The sequence below is a fragment of the Dysgonomonas gadei ATCC BAA-286 genome, from assembly GCF_000213555.1.
Lineage (GTDB): Bacteria > Bacteroidota > Bacteroidia > Bacteroidales > Dysgonomonadaceae > Dysgonomonas > Dysgonomonas gadei.
This window is the reverse complement of record NZ_GL891984.1, coordinates 70477-84924: the sequence shown is the minus strand read 5'-3', so window position 1 is coordinate 84924 and position 14448 is coordinate 70477. Positions and strand designations below refer to the sequence as shown.

Sequence of the window (14448 nt, the reverse complement as noted above, 5' to 3'; positions counted from 1 at the left end):
AAAATCACTTTAAGATTAAACCATTATATATTCCAAGGTGAGCGCATTGGCTGATCCACCAGACAGTTTGCCGCTTCATCATTGATAAACTCAAGTTTCACCGGATCGAAATGCAATGTGCGGTTTAACCTTAATGCTACAAGTCCCATATTCACAATAGTTGCAGACCTGAATCCGTTTTGCTCGTTGAGGGCAAATGTTTTACGGGTTTTCACACTTTCTATAAAGTCTGTAACCTGAGCTTCCGGTTCGGGATAGTCGGCCAGTTTTTTCTCCCAATCAGGGATATCGCATACGAAGTTCTTATATACATTTCCCTTAGGGCCTGATATATACGGAGTATCAGGGTTTCCATAATCGCCTCCCCACAATACTATCTGGCAACCATCATCGTAGGTATAAGTTATAGAGCGCCAAACTCCAATGGCATCGGGGTGCTGCTGAGGTGCATCTACTTCCACTTTCACAGGGCTTGTATGGTCTTTACCCAAAAGATACTGAACGGGGTCTATGTAATGCTGTCCCATATCACCTAATCCTCCGCCATCATAATCCCAATAACCACGGAATGTACTATGAACACGGTGAGAGTTATATGGTTTGTACGGCGCAGGTCCGAGCCACATATCATAATCCAGTTCTTCAGGAATTGGTTGCGGTTCGAGATACTCTTTTCCTACCCAAAAGAATTTCCAGTCGAATCCGGTATGTTTACTTATCGTTACTTTCAACGGCCAGCCTAACATACCGCTCTGTACCAACTTCTTTAATGGCTGAACAGGAGTTCCCAATCCATAAAAATTATCCTTGAAACGAAACCATGTATTCAGCCGGAACATGTTTCCATATTGTTTTACAGCTTCCATCACCCTTTTACCCTCGCCTATAGTACGGGTCATGGGTTTTTCGCACCAAATATCTTTTCCGGCTTTGGCTGCTTCTACCGACATGATACCATGCCAGTGCGGAGGTGTCGCTATATGGACAATATCGACATTTTTGTCCATAATGAGATCCCTGAAATCATGATATGCCGCTATTTTGTCTGTGACAAGGTTTTTACCTAATTCCAGGTGTTTCTTATCTACATCGCAAACTGCGACTAAACGTGTACCAGCATATTTAAGATGTCCACGTCCCATGTTTCCTGTACCAATTATGCCCTTGGTCAACTGGTCGCTGGGAGCTATATAGCCATTTCCCAGTACTTGCCGGGGAATAATTGTAAGAGCTGTGAATGCCCCTAAAGTCTTTAAAAAATTTCGTCGGTTAGTTTTCATAATATCTGCTAATTTTATTTCATGGTCTAGTGTTTCATGGTCCAGGATTTCAAGATTTTTAATATAAGCCGTTTCTCAATACTGCTTGCATTAATCAGATAGTAATGATCATTGAGAAAAGAGGGAAGTACAGATTCTATATCTGTACTTCCTCAAAGATAAGATTATTTCCGTTACCGTTGAACGATAATTTTCAGTTTACATTTTCTTCCATAGAGTTTTGTTACCCCTGAATAATCGAATCCGGCCAGTCCCGGAGCAGAGTAGAATGCTTCCGGAGATTTATTTGCTATACCGGCGCCCAGACCCGTCGTTACATCTTCTATCTTATTATTTGAAGATAAAACATCCGAATCATCACCTGCTTGTACTACTTTCATAACTCCGAATTTATTTTCTGCCGTTCGAAAAGCAATATAAGTTCCATTCGTTATTTGTAAAACAGCAGGGCTGGCAGATGTACCAGAATTCGTTCTCTGTGGAAGAGAACGTAAATCTGTAGTAGTACTGTAAACCGGAACATAACCAGCAAGTAGGTTTAATAATTCATATGCCTCCCAATTCCCGGTAGTTGTTTCAAAAAAATCATCCAAATTCATCGATGTGACAAGATCTGTTGTTATGATCTTGAGTTGAGTTCTATTTCTATTTACAGTAGTAAACCAATCTTTATCTAATTGACGTCCTACCGGACCTCCGTCAAGACGATCAGCAGATACATATGCAAAGCCTCTATTGCCTACCCGATTAAGAAATCCACTAGCATCAGTAATATTAGTATTTCTCCAAATATTCACAAAAGCAAAATCCACACTTCCGGAAGAAACAGATATGACATCAGAAAGAGACAAAATATTTTTTACCGAACCTCCCACGTTTATTCCCTCTATTGAGAATAGATATGGCTGAGATGCGGCAGGTAGAAGACTTGCTCCAGAGTAGCATTCCCATTCCGGAGCCATCTCTACATTATCAAATATATAAGCTCTGCCCGGAGGTATTCCTGTTATCTCTTTTATATTCACGAAATGTACTTTCTCCACATTCCTGATATCGACTGCCTTAATCATAATCGCGTCAGCCCTTTCATCGTCTACTGTAATAGAGAATTGGAATGATTTCTCTTTATCGTTCGATACAGCAATATTCTTTACATCCTGAAGTTCAAGATATGGTGATTTCTGAACCAAACCATAGCTCAAAGATTTAAGTCCCTCAATGGAAGATACTACCCCCTCCAACGAAACAGTACCATTTAACTCTACAGATTCGATCTCGGCCGGATCTGTTGTGATTTTCGGAGGTATTCCTGTTATCTTTTCAATAGGAATATTCTGTATTACTTGTTTTACATAAATATCATTGGCTACAATCGCAATACCACCCGCATCTTCAGCACTTACAGGAACTTCGATAGAGAAACTATAAGTGTTAGGAAATTCAGCCAGCTTCACATGCACTCTTTTGTTGGCATCTATTTCCTCATATCCGTCTGCCGTTTTACGCAAAAGAGTCCCATAAATATTCCGTAATCCATTAGGAGCAGTAACAGTACCTTCTACTACTTTGTTGGTATTTATATCCACTTCACCATATGATGTTTCAGTAGTCAGGCTTACTGTAGGAGGAGGAAAAGCATTATCATCCAGATAATTGGTTGTTTTATCGTCATCGCTGCAAGCCATAAAAAGGGCAGCTACTATAAACGAAACGCACAATAACTTATATCTGATATATAATAGATTTTTTTTCATATTAATTCATTTTTAGTCATTAATTAGTCTCTAAAGTTAACGTCGTGATAATCGGTAAATGATCTGATAACTGGGTAACCGGGGTGTAGGAGTCTACAGTTTTCCAGACATTAGATGCCGGATAACAAAATATGTAATCGATCTTAGATTTTGGGCTCTTGGCCGGAATCGTAAAATCCATTGTACTCACCTGCATCCAGTTTTTCATACCATTGGCAATTTCATCCGAATCGGGTCTGGCATTAAAATCACCGCATAGTATGACCGGTGTTTCAATCTTCATCAATTGTTGATTAATGAAATCCACTTGTGCCCTTCTCACTGCCGAGGTTGTATAATCGAGATGGGTACAGGCAAAAGTGATTGATTTTCCTTCAGATAATTCTACTACTCCCGTTAAAAGCGCCCGCCGCTCTTTTGCCCCTTCCGGCATTGGCAAGAATATACGCTGCGACTGACTGATAGGATATTTACTAAGTATGCCAATACCATAATATCCGCCGGCGTAATCTATTGTTCTACCGTAAAGAGATAGCATTCCTGTACGAAAAGCCAGTTCCGATATGAAATTCTTACCATTCTGGTGCGGCGCCCTTGTTCTCAAAGTATTTACATCTACCTCCTGCAAAGCAACAATATCAGGGTTTTCTTTCTTTATAAATTCAGCAAATTCTTCTAATGAAGCCAATTCTCCAAAACGAAGGTTATAGCACAATACTTTAAGCTGAACTTTATCCTGTGCCAGTAAGTTTACTGCTGAAAAAGAAAGGATTATCAGTATATATACACGAAAGTTAAATATCTTCTTCATCTATATTTTTATTTGAGTAATTCAATCTGAATAAGAAAGCTTTTAATATCTCCTGATATGGCAGTTTCACTCATGTCTCTCAGTTTCCATTTTGATGATCCAAGAATATATATACAATATTCGCTCGATTTATTCGCATTGTCTATAATATTCAGCATATAAGAATCTTTTGTTAAAGCAGTACTTAGCGACGACTCTAATTTAGATGAGAGAGATCTCTTGACAGTACCGACAACTAATGTGGAAACAAACAGATTATTCTTTATGGAACTGACGGCTGCTGCGATCTGATCATCTGAACCGAAAGTAGCAGAAGAGAACCTCATCTTCAATGACGAAGTAAATGGAATTTCTGCCTGAAACATCCAACAATCAGTGGTCAAAACCGTTTGTTGCATATCACTTAATGCCTGACCAAGAAGTATTGTATTTCCCAGATACTCGTTACCGGTTTTTCCCCGAGGGACAAAATAAGGCATATAAAGGGACTGATGTGCAACTTTTGCAGCCGGATTCAGCATCTCGGTAGCCGAAAAAGAAACATTTGTATTAGTCAGCAAGATTGCATTTTGCTCTGTTGCCTTTATCTTATTTACCACGGAACTATAATTCGCATTTGGGAAGAGGTTTCCGGCAGATAAATCGGATATCACCAGAACCTTGGCAGTCCTGTTCTTATCCCATACATCGTCCTTTCCGCCTCCACCTCCATCGCCTCCGTCATCACCACTATCGGAAGAACAAGCAAACAATAGTACAGATAACAGTATTCCCATCAGTTTTATTAAATCTTTCATATCCGGTTATTTATTATATTCAACATCTGTTACCAAGGCGCAATGATCAGAAATCCCTGTTTCTTTCAGTATCTCATAGGATTTTACAGTCCATTTCCCTGTAGGTTTAGCAAAAATATAATCGATCTTACTTGTAGGGATTGCAGGGAAAGTCGGAAAATTATTACAAATCCGTTGCCAGTTAGACATTCCCTGCACAATAGCATTTTCTCCGGGTTTGGCATTAAAATCCCCGGCCAATATAGTAGGAAATGAATTTCCGATATATGAGTCCAACTGGCGCGCCATATCTAAACGCACATTATCCGTTGAATGGTCGAGATGAGTAGCCGCCACCCGCACTTTTTCGTTGCTTCCGGGTAATATTACATCAATATAGAGAACAGTCCGCTTTTCTTTCATATCGGCAGAACTGCTAGTCAAAGGGTTATTGGATATTTTCTGTATCGGATATTTTGACAGAATAGCAACCCCATATTCCCCCTGTTGATAAACTATGGCCGGGCCAAAAGCGGAAAACATCCCCATCTCCGCAGCTAACTCTGTCGTAAAATCTTTCCCTCCATTTCTCACAGTAAAGTAATCCACTTCCTGCAAGATGACAAAGTCGGGATTATAATTCTTTATCAAAGTAGCAAACGGTTTGGCTGAATAATTAACCATCTGTCCCGACATACGGGTATTGAAATTCATCAGCCTGAATGATGTCTGCGCCATAAGTACACCATTGGTCAGCAATCCTAACAAAGCACAAATAATTAAATATCTAATCTTGTTCGTCATAATCATTTATTTTGATAATTGTCATTCCCATCCCGGATTGTTCGGTTTCAGATTCGGATTTAACTCCATCTGCCGGTATGGAAGTGAGAACAGATAATTTTTAGGACTTGAGAAAACACGGGAATCGTCAAATATCAGGAATCCCTTGTCGTCAAACTTGGTAGTTGCCGTAAACACCGCAGGATCGTAAGCGTAATCCTTACGGATACCTTTCATAATTCCTTTTTCCTGACGTTCGGGCGTTTCCGATTTATCTACTCCCAATTCGTATCCTTGTTTCCATCTCATAAGGTCGTACCAGCGATGCCCTTCCATAAATAGTTCCACACGGCGCTCGCGCTGAAGTTCCGTTTTCATATCCAGTCCGTTGCTCTGCAATTCTGTCAGGATCATTTTCTTCATCCCTACCCTGTCTCTCAATTTATTGATCGTTTTATCAATAATATCCTGATCCAAAGAATTCAAGTTGAACATGGCTTCGGCATAGTTAAGAAGCACTTCTCCGTAACGGATAAAGATTATATCATTGTCATCCTGATTGTAAAGTGGAACTTTAGATGGCTCACAATATTTACGGATATAGTAACCTGTATAAGTCACAGCTCCTTTTCCGTCATTGTTGAACTTAGGTGAACGGAAAATATTTGTTTTAGATGCGTCTTCGGCAGCATTTGCCGTGCCTCTGCCGTCTACTTTCCCGTACCATTTGTCGTATCCCGGATAAACAAAAGACTGTTTCAACCGGGGGTCCCTGTTAACGAATACACTATCATATGCACTATAAGCCGGAGTATATGTTCCATCACCTTTGTACAGTTTTGATTTTTCGATAGGCAAACCATCAGTACACAGGTAACTATCTACCATAGATTTGGTCGCGTTAAATCTTATAATCTGGTCGGGAACCTGTAATTCACGGCTCAAATTATGTCTTGTCGGAGATGGCAAATCAAAATTATAAACATAGGACAAAATTGCTTCTTTATTACCGGCTTTACGGGATGCCCTTCCTTCAAATGTGAACAGGTCGAAATAGTCCTGGTTCGGACGTCCGGTTGTATATAGTTCGTGGTAAGCATATTCTCCGCCCGGCATAAGGGCTTCGCAAGCTGCTTTAGCAACGGTCCATCTTTCATTTTGTAATGCAACACGCGATTCCATGGCTTTTGCAGCAGCACCTGAAATTCGTCCAAAGCTGGTAGTTGCGGGTTCTATATACCGGGGTAAAGTTTTTGCAGCGGCATCCAGTTCTTCCAGCATAAAATCTACAATTTCACTGCGGGAAGTACGGGCATCAAACAACCTGTCATCACCCGGAGGTAACGGTTCTGTAATGAATGGTACATCGCCCCAGAAACATGTAAGATAATAGTAAATAAATACTCTCAGAAATCGTACTTCTCCGGCATATTGTTCCAGCTTTTTAGAGTCTACAATACCTTCGGCCCGTTTATAATTCGCCAGAAAATAATTACAGCGCCTCAATTGCTTGTATGCATCTTTATAGCGACTATCTAATGTGGAAAAGTCCGAACCGTACAGTCCGCTTCCTACCTGCCTCCAGCCGCTGAGAGTATACCATAAAGCATTATCGCTCAACCCTTCCGAGATATTGATCATCATATCTTTTCCTATCAAAGTCCAGTAACAGCCATTCGCCGCGTTTTTGACCTGTAACTCCGATTCCCAAAAATTTGCATCGGTAAGTTCGTCTAATGGAGCCTTTTCCAGAAAGTCATCATTACAGGAAAAGAGTATAGCTGAAAATACGAATATAAAGATGTATGTAATATTCTTTTTCATAATCAAATGTGTTTTTAATGAAGACTTATATTTACACCAAATACGAAAGTTTTTATCTGAGGATAATTACCTCCACCCTGAATAGGAGTTTCCGGATCGCTGGAAGAGAAATAGTCGGAAATTGTAAACAGATTATCTGCCGACACATAGAAACGGCACTTGTCTATTCTCACATGCTTTGTCCACTTCGCAGGTAATGTATAACCGATCTGTATATTTTTCATTCTCAGATACGATGCATCCTCAATCCAGAATGTAGAAAAACGTTGGTTATAACTTTGATTATATGTGAAACGAGGGTATTTTGCATTCGGATTCGGATTAGACGCCTGATAACGATCCTGGTGGAAAGTCTGAGGATATGTAGACTGATCGGTAAAGGCATGGCGTGCAGGCCCGTAAATGTATCCGTCTACTTTACCCACTCCCTGAAGCAAGAAACTGAAATCAATACCTTTATATTCTATATCACCTTTCAAGCTAAATGTATAACGAGGCAAAGAGCTTCCGACAACTTTTCTGTCATTATCCAAATCAATGGCACCGTCTCCATTAAAATCTTTATACTTTATATCTCCGGGTTGTACCAGTCCTGCGTCACCCGACATAATAGGGAACTTCGGATTCATATACTTACCCCTTGCCGCATCATAATATTCAAAATCGGTAGGCATGGCTATACCATCGGCTACTAAACCATAAAATGCATCATAGGTATCTCCTTGCCTGGTTATAGTATATGTTCCTATTTTTTCCGACTCCCATTTCGTTATTTTATTTTTTACGTCAGCCAAAGTAAACCTTAATCCGTAGTTGATATCTGAACCGACCTTATCTCTCCAGTCTACTTGTATTTCCCATCCCTTATTTTCCATTTCGCCGCCATTTTCATCCATATCTTTGAGGAATCCGCCGACTGCAGGCTGCTCACGAGTATACATTATCCTTTTTGTTTTCCGAAGATAATAATCACCGGAGAAAGACAGTTTACTGTTCAACACATTTATATCCAAACCAATATTGGTAGTATGCACCATTTCCCACAGCAACATAGGATTACCGATATAAGTCTCAGCATATCCGTCATTTGGGACTGCTCCCAATGCCGGCACAGACACATAACCTATACGGGAAAGATAAGGGTAGAGATCCGAACCTGTAGAATATTGATTACCAAGTATACCCCATGATCCGCGTAATTTTAACTGATCAAGGAAGCTCCTGAAATTTTCCATAAAATTCTCTTCGGAAATGCGCCATCCGGCAGAGAAAGAAGGGAACCATTCTCCACGATAACTTTTATCGAAGCGAGATGTTAAGTCATAACGAAGATTCGCTTCCAATAGATACTTGCTCTTATAATCATAGTTTAAACGCCCGAAGCCTGAACGCATAGACCAATGGCTGGCAGCAGACGAGTTTGCCTGAGTATCGGCAGATCCGAATTCAAGGACAGGATCTTTTTCCGTGATCAGATTTTTTCTCGAAGCATTAAACTGGTCGCTTCTTTGCCATTCCTGCTGATAGCCCAACATTACCTGGAAACTATGGTCCTTGATTTTCAGGTTATAGTCTGTCTGAATAAATAAGTTTTGGCTAAGAGTCCTGTAATCACGGTTCTCTATAGAGTTTGGTGTATTGGTTGTATACCATACTTCGTCCGTATCCGGATAGTAGAAGTTGATCGTTTTGCTAAAAAGATTCCTGAAACTGTTGGATTGACGGGTGATATAATTTGCAGAAGCCGTCCAGCCTTTCATTATAGCTGCTTCCACCGTAAAGTTTCCGGTAAATTCATTCGATCTGAAGTTCTGACCGCCGCCGTCGGTAAGATAGGCAACCTGGTTACTTTGTCCTCCTCCGTATCCCCATTTACCGTCGGTAAAACGAACCGGGACTAACGGACGGGTTCTCATTGCATTATACAAAGATCCTGCTGTGAGATCAAAAGATGCATTAGGTGCAGTAAAGTTTCTCTCGATATATCCCATATTTGCCGTAATATTAAATATATCAGCTACTTTTGTATTCAGTTTTAAACGGACATTGTGCCTTTGTGAACTGGTAGACTTCCCTACAGTCAAGCCCTTCTGATCAAGATAACCGTAAGATATCAGATACCCCATATTTTTCGCTTTGCCGTCTACACTTGCATTAAAGTTATATTGCGGCGCTGAAGATTTGAATACAGCATCTATCCAATCGGTGTTAGCATAATAATTCGGGTCTGAACCGTCAAGAACTTTTTGTATATCCGCAGCTGTATAGTTCTGATTACCTCCAATATTTGCCTGAGCCTCATTTTCCCAAGCCATAAAGGTCGGGCTGTCTGCCATTTTAGGCATTTTGGTTGGCTGCTGTATTCCTATATAGGAATTGATGTTGATATGAGGGGCCCGTTCACCGCCTTTTACACTCTTGGTAGTAATTAATATTACCCCGTTTGCGGCACGGTTTCCATATATCGCCGCCGAAGCAGCATCCTTCAATACAGAAATACTTTCTATATCGTTCGGATTGATAATATTCATATCGCCTTCAGCTCCATCGATCAGTATCAATGGACTATTATTGGATACAGAACCGATACCCCTGATCTGTATCGATGCATTAGACTGTCCCGGCAGCCCCCCATTTGCACTGGCTGTAACGGTCATCCCCGGCACCAAGCCCTGCAAACCTGTAGATACATTGGTGATCGGGCGTTTATTCAGTTCTTCGGGAGTGACCACTCCGACAGAACCCGTCAGATTAATTTTCTTTTGTGTACCATATCCGACTACCACTATTTCATCCAACAGCTTATCCAAGGGCTGTAAAACAACATTAAATTCGCCCTCATTCCTGATTTTTACCGACTCTGTCTGGTAACTCACATAAGAAACTTCCAAAACTGCTCCTACAGATGCTTCGATAGAGAACTTCCCATCTATATCCGTCAAGGTGGCAATAGTTGTTCCTACTATTTTCACCGTAGCCCCAATCAGAGGTTCCCCTTCACTATCTGTCACTGTCCCTCTTATCGTTTTTTTATTTGTAGGAACCTGCTGTGATGCCGGTTTCAGGATTATTTGTCTGTTCAATATTTCGAAAGTAATACCTTTGCCATCAAATGCTTTTTGCAGAATGGCCGGCACTGTTTCATTTTTGAAATTTGCAGCAATTTGCTGGTTCATATCAATCGACGAATTAAAAACAAATGTGTAATTCGTTTTCTTTTCTATCTGGCTTGTCAACTCTTTAAGCGTCATCTCTCCGGCAAGGCTGATTTTCGACAATGTTTGATTTGTATTTGCTACTGAAGATAATGAACAAAGAGAAAACACGAAAAAAGACAAAATTGCGATAAATCTAGTCGTTTTTATCATAGTTTAGATTGTTAAATTTTTGAATAAACTATTATCTTTGCAACAGACAATCGGAATAATAACCTTTTGCCAAGAATTTATTCTTAGCAATTTATGCGCGGTATTATAATCGAATTGTTGCTTAAATCGGGTTAAGAAATTTGGGGTTTCTTAGCCCGTTTTTTTCCGGCTCTATCTATATCTGATGGTCACCTCCTCTCCCTTTATTTTATAATTAATTGGTGTTATCTTATTTATTAACTCGAGTATTTCTGTCAGCGATTCTGTTTTTATAGTCATCCAATAGTGTTCATGCGATATTTTACCTTCTACCGTAATATTGACACCATACCAACGCTCCATTTTAGTGATGACGACAGGCATAGGATCGTTTATAATCTTGAGCTGTCCATGCCGCCATATACCATCTATATCCGGATCACAGGCTTCAATTTTAAAGTTGTTATTATCTTTATTTATAACTATTTTTTCATTAGGCTTCAATACTCCGAATATCTTGTCATTTATCTTTCCCACAGAGACTTTCCCGGTCATAACGGAGACTGACATCTCCTTGTCCCGTTGATAAGCCTCAACATCGAATGAAGTACCTAATACACTTACCTGTATATCATTAATCGAAATCTTAAAGTTTAATTTTTCATTCCTTGCCACATCAAAATATGCTTCCCCATCCATCTTAATATTCCGGTTATCAACTCCATAATCGGTATTATATGTTAATCTTGTACCCGAATTCAACCATACTAATGTACCATCAGGCAAAAAGAGTTTTGTCTTTTGTCCCGGAGGTGATTCTACAGTAACATCTTTTTGTAAGGATTTTGTTGACCTTGTCTGAAGAAAAGAGAAAGATAAACCTATAAGTAAAGCAATAGTTGCTGCAATACCGGCTATTTGAAAAAGTGTTTTCCGACCATATGATTTCTCTGTAATATCATTTACCTTTGTACCCTCTTCACTGATGTTATTTGAAGATGATTCTATACGCTCTTTAAAAAGATCGAAAGCCTTGTCTTTATCATATTTTTGACTCTCCTTAATATATTCAAAAGAATAATATATATTTTTTATTTCTTCAAAGTAGGACACATGAAGTTCAGCCTCTGACAACCAAAGTTGCAGATCATCATTATCTTTTCCAGAAAGAGCTCCTTCAAGAAAATCTATAATAAGAGTAAGTTTATGCTCGTCTATATTGCGGTATTCTTCCATTTATATGTTGCTTATATAATTAAAGACAAGCCAAAAGGAAAAAAGGGTAAATCAAAACAGATCTTTTTTCAATAAAATTAATAAGAAGGGAATTAATACATTTATATAGTCTTTCAGATCGTTTCTCAAACGGGACAATGCAACCTTCATATGATATTTTACAGTATCTACCGAAACATCGAGAGTCTCGGCAATTTCGTGATACTTCATATCAGAAAACCGGCTCAACTCAAATACCCTGCGAGTTAAGTCGGGCATATTTGCAAGAGTATCCTTAATTTTCAAGTCAAGCTCTCTTTCTATCAGCTTTGTCAATGGGGTATTCTCCAGATAAATCAGTACATCTGTATTTTTCTCCATAGATGCCTGAAGTTCTGATTTTATAGCCTCCATTTTTTTCTCTCTGATCAGATAGTTTATCGATGTGTTTCTAACCGCACTCATCAGATAACCACGCAAAGAACTATTGATTATCAAATTATCATGTTTAGACCAAATCGAGAAAATAACATCTCCTACAATCATTTCCGCTATATAAATGTCTTTCACATACTGATAAGCATATGTACATAAAGCCTGATAGTGATGATCATATATATACTTATAGGCGTCCTCTTTTCCTGCAATTAAGTCTTTTATCAGATCTTGCTCCTTATCCATGATGCAAAAATATCTTTTGTGCTTAGCTTGTCTTAGTTATAGTTTTTTTACAAAAGAGGCTGATACTGCACGTTCGGTTTATCTACTTTGTCTCTGTTTTTGACTCTGCAAAAGTATTCTATTATCCACCTTTTGACGTTTCTTTTTGGTTTCTTTTTGGTTTCTTTTTGTCGAATCTTACTTTTTCATTATCCTTAATTGCTAAACCTGCAGAGCCAACCAGCTCGCAATTATCACTTTATAGAAAAATAAATCAAACAAGATAGTTCTTAATCACTGAACCTGAGAAATTTATAAATTCATTTTTCACTAACTAGTTATTCCTTTTAATTAATTTATTACATCCAGATAGATTTTACATTAAATACCTCCAGATCTTTTATTTCAATATTATTACCCCAGAAATGAAGCCCTTCCTTATTGTTTATATCAGGTCTTCTTTCCATAGAGTAAGAATATGCGCCCCCATCGATAAATACCTCTATAGATGTCTTATCAATATATATGTCAGCCGACAACTCCATACTTGTCATATCTTCGGGAGAATAGAATATTCCGTTGATCCTGGTAGAGTTCAGGTCATAATCGAGAATCCTCTGTCCGAAGAGGTTGAAACCCGCGCTGGTTGCATGAGACAGCTTTATTCTGGTCTTTACTCTCAGACAATCTGCCGAATAGAACTCTTTGAGTAACTCGTTTGCTTTATCTGATGTCAGGTTATTCCATTTACGGGCCGGGACAAAAAGTTGTTCGGCTTCCCTTACAGGAATATTGAATAATCTGGGACCATCTTTTGTATTCTTTAATTTCAGTTCAGTAGGCAAAAGCATCATCCCATTAAAAGGCATACCCGCATGGCTTATGCGCCCCCAACCGATCTGTACGCGCCGTCCGTCTGTCATATTGGTAATAGTCTGAGCTGCATATATCGATCCGCTGCAATATAAATATTTCCCTTTTTCGGGAGTAAATATTTTTCCGTCAAACGAGCCCAGCATATATGTTCCCGATGCTCCGTACATAACCCATTTGGTATTGTCAGGATTATCATCTATAGCCAGTTCGAAGAGCTCGGGACATTCCCAGAATCCGGTAACATGGCTTTCATATTTCCAATCCTTAAGGTTTTCAGAAGTATATATTGAATGTCCGTCACGTTCGTTGAGCACCATTACCCAATGGTTGCCCGGTGCGTACCGGAATACTTTCGGGTCACGGGTATCCTGACTATTCCATATATGTTTGGAGTCGATAACCGGATTGCCTGCATATTTGGTAAATGTACGTCCCTTATCCAGACTGTAGGCAATACACTGCACCTGTTTTTCAGAACTAGCAGCAGTATAAGCGGCGATCATAGCCGGGGCCTGCCCTTTATTATAACCTGCTGTATTATCGTAATCTATAACTGCCGATCCTGAAAACATCCCTCCGAGATGATCCGGATACAAAGCATCGGGAAGTTCTTCCCAATGTATAAGGTCTTTACTTACGGCATGTCCCCAGTGCATATTTTCCCATTCCCTTTCATATGGGTTATGCTGATAGAAAAGGTGATATTCTCCGTCATAATATATCAGTCCGTTCGGATCATTAATCCATCCGCGACGGGTTGTGAAATGAAATTGCGGGCGGTTCTTCTCTTTATAGAGACTATCCTGCCCCGCAATGATATCATCCTGATATATTTTGGTTAAAGCCTTATCACTGCCATCATACTTTATTGTGATAGTTTTACCTTTCAGGTCGGAGACATCCTTAAACACCCAGTAATCAGCTTCTTCGGGCGCTAAGCGGATAACAACGGACAAGTCTTCCTTGCCATCTGTCGTGAATATCATTCTTGCCCTGTCTTGTTTGTGCGATACAGGAAAATTCAGATATTTTTTATTGACTTTAATCTTGATTTCTCCGGCTGACATGGAAAGACTCATAAAAATAAAAAGGCTTGGGATCAATGCCTTTAATGCTAGTGGT

Annotated in this window: 10 protein-coding genes; all 10 read right to left on the bottom strand. The window is 39.5% G+C overall.

Annotation, left to right across the window (positions count from 1 at the left end):
* Positions 1 to 23: 23 nt before the first annotated feature.
* Positions 24 to 1280 carry a Gfo/Idh/MocA family oxidoreductase gene (locus tag HMPREF9455_RS11890; protein ID WP_006799947.1) on the bottom strand — a complete coding sequence of 419 codons (1257 nt, stop codon included), beginning with the start codon at positions 1278 to 1280 and terminating at the stop codon, positions 24 to 26.
* Positions 1281 to 1453: 173 nt separating this feature from the next.
* Complete coding sequence (locus HMPREF9455_RS11885) at positions 1454 to 3034, bottom strand: hypothetical protein (RefSeq protein WP_006799946.1); 1581 nt, start codon at positions 3032 to 3034, stop codon at positions 1454 to 1456.
* A gap of 19 nt (positions 3035 to 3053) precedes the next feature.
* Positions 3054 to 3845 carry an endonuclease/exonuclease/phosphatase family protein gene (locus HMPREF9455_RS11880; protein ID WP_006799945.1) on the bottom strand — a complete coding sequence of 264 codons (792 nt, stop codon included), beginning with the start codon at positions 3843 to 3845 and terminating at the stop codon, positions 3054 to 3056.
* Between the two features lie 8 nt (positions 3846 to 3853).
* Positions 3854 to 4642 (bottom strand): hypothetical protein, encoded by a 789-nt coding sequence (locus tag HMPREF9455_RS11875; protein ID WP_006799944.1) that lies wholly within the window; start codon positions 4640 to 4642, stop codon positions 3854 to 3856.
* A 6-nt stretch (positions 4643 to 4648) separates the two neighbouring features.
* Positions 4649 to 5425 (bottom strand): endonuclease/exonuclease/phosphatase family protein, encoded by a 777-nt coding sequence (locus HMPREF9455_RS11870; protein WP_006799943.1) that lies wholly within the window; start codon positions 5423 to 5425, stop codon positions 4649 to 4651.
* Positions 5426 to 5446: 21 nt separating this feature from the next.
* On the bottom strand, positions 5447 to 7228 hold the full coding sequence (locus HMPREF9455_RS11865) for a RagB/SusD family nutrient uptake outer membrane protein (protein ID WP_006799942.1): 1782 nt from the start codon (positions 7226 to 7228) through the stop codon (positions 5447 to 5449).
* A gap of 14 nt (positions 7229 to 7242) precedes the next feature.
* Positions 7243 to 10596 carry a TonB-dependent receptor gene (locus HMPREF9455_RS11860; RefSeq protein ID WP_006799941.1) on the bottom strand — a complete coding sequence of 1118 codons (3354 nt, stop codon included), beginning with the start codon at positions 10594 to 10596 and terminating at the stop codon, positions 7243 to 7245.
* A 171-nt stretch (positions 10597 to 10767) separates the two neighbouring features.
* On the bottom strand, positions 10768 to 11811 hold the full coding sequence (locus HMPREF9455_RS11855) for a FecR family protein (protein WP_006799940.1): 1044 nt from the start codon (positions 11809 to 11811) through the stop codon (positions 10768 to 10770).
* Positions 11812 to 11862: 51 nt separating this feature from the next.
* Positions 11863 to 12471: an RNA polymerase sigma-70 factor gene (locus tag HMPREF9455_RS11850; RefSeq protein WP_006799939.1), complete on the bottom strand. Its 609-nt coding sequence runs from the start codon at positions 12469 to 12471 to the stop codon at positions 11863 to 11865.
* A gap of 338 nt (positions 12472 to 12809) precedes the next feature.
* On the bottom strand, positions 12810 to 14405 hold the full coding sequence (locus HMPREF9455_RS11845; protein WP_395858107.1) for a glycoside hydrolase family 32 protein: 1596 nt from the start codon (positions 14403 to 14405) through the stop codon (positions 12810 to 12812).
* Positions 14406 to 14448: the final 43 nt, after the last annotated feature.

Bases quoted from the DNA above. Each gene is read 5' to 3' on its own strand.
- HMPREF9455_RS11875 (WP_006799944.1), bottom strand. From the start codon at position 4,642: ATGAAAGATTTAATAAAACTGATGGGAATACTGTTATCTGTACTATTG.
- HMPREF9455_RS11845 (WP_395858107.1), bottom strand. From the start codon at position 14,405: ATGAGTCTTTCCATGTCAGCCGGAGAAATCAAGATTAAAGTCAATAAA.
- HMPREF9455_RS11865 (WP_006799942.1), bottom strand. From the start codon at position 7,228: ATGAAAAAGAATATTACATACATCTTTATATTCGTATTTTCAGCTATA.
- HMPREF9455_RS11855 (WP_006799940.1), bottom strand. From the start codon at position 11,811: ATGGAAGAATACCGCAATATAGACGAGCATAAACTTACTCTTATTATA.
- HMPREF9455_RS11880 (WP_006799945.1), bottom strand. From the start codon at position 3,845: ATGAAGAAGATATTTAACTTTCGTGTATATATACTGATAATCCTTTCT.
- HMPREF9455_RS11870 (WP_006799943.1), bottom strand. From the start codon at position 5,425: ATGACGAACAAGATTAGATATTTAATTATTTGTGCTTTGTTAGGATTG.
- HMPREF9455_RS11860 (WP_006799941.1), bottom strand. From the start codon at position 10,596: ATGATAAAAACGACTAGATTTATCGCAATTTTGTCTTTTTTCGTGTTT.
- HMPREF9455_RS11885 (WP_006799946.1), bottom strand. From the start codon at position 3,034: ATGAAAAAAAATCTATTATATATCAGATATAAGTTATTGTGCGTTTCG.
- HMPREF9455_RS11850 (WP_006799939.1), bottom strand. From the start codon at position 12,471: ATGGATAAGGAGCAAGATCTGATAAAAGACTTAATTGCAGGAAAAGAG.
- HMPREF9455_RS11890 (WP_006799947.1), bottom strand. From the start codon at position 1,280: ATGAAAACTAACCGACGAAATTTTTTAAAGACTTTAGGGGCATTCACA.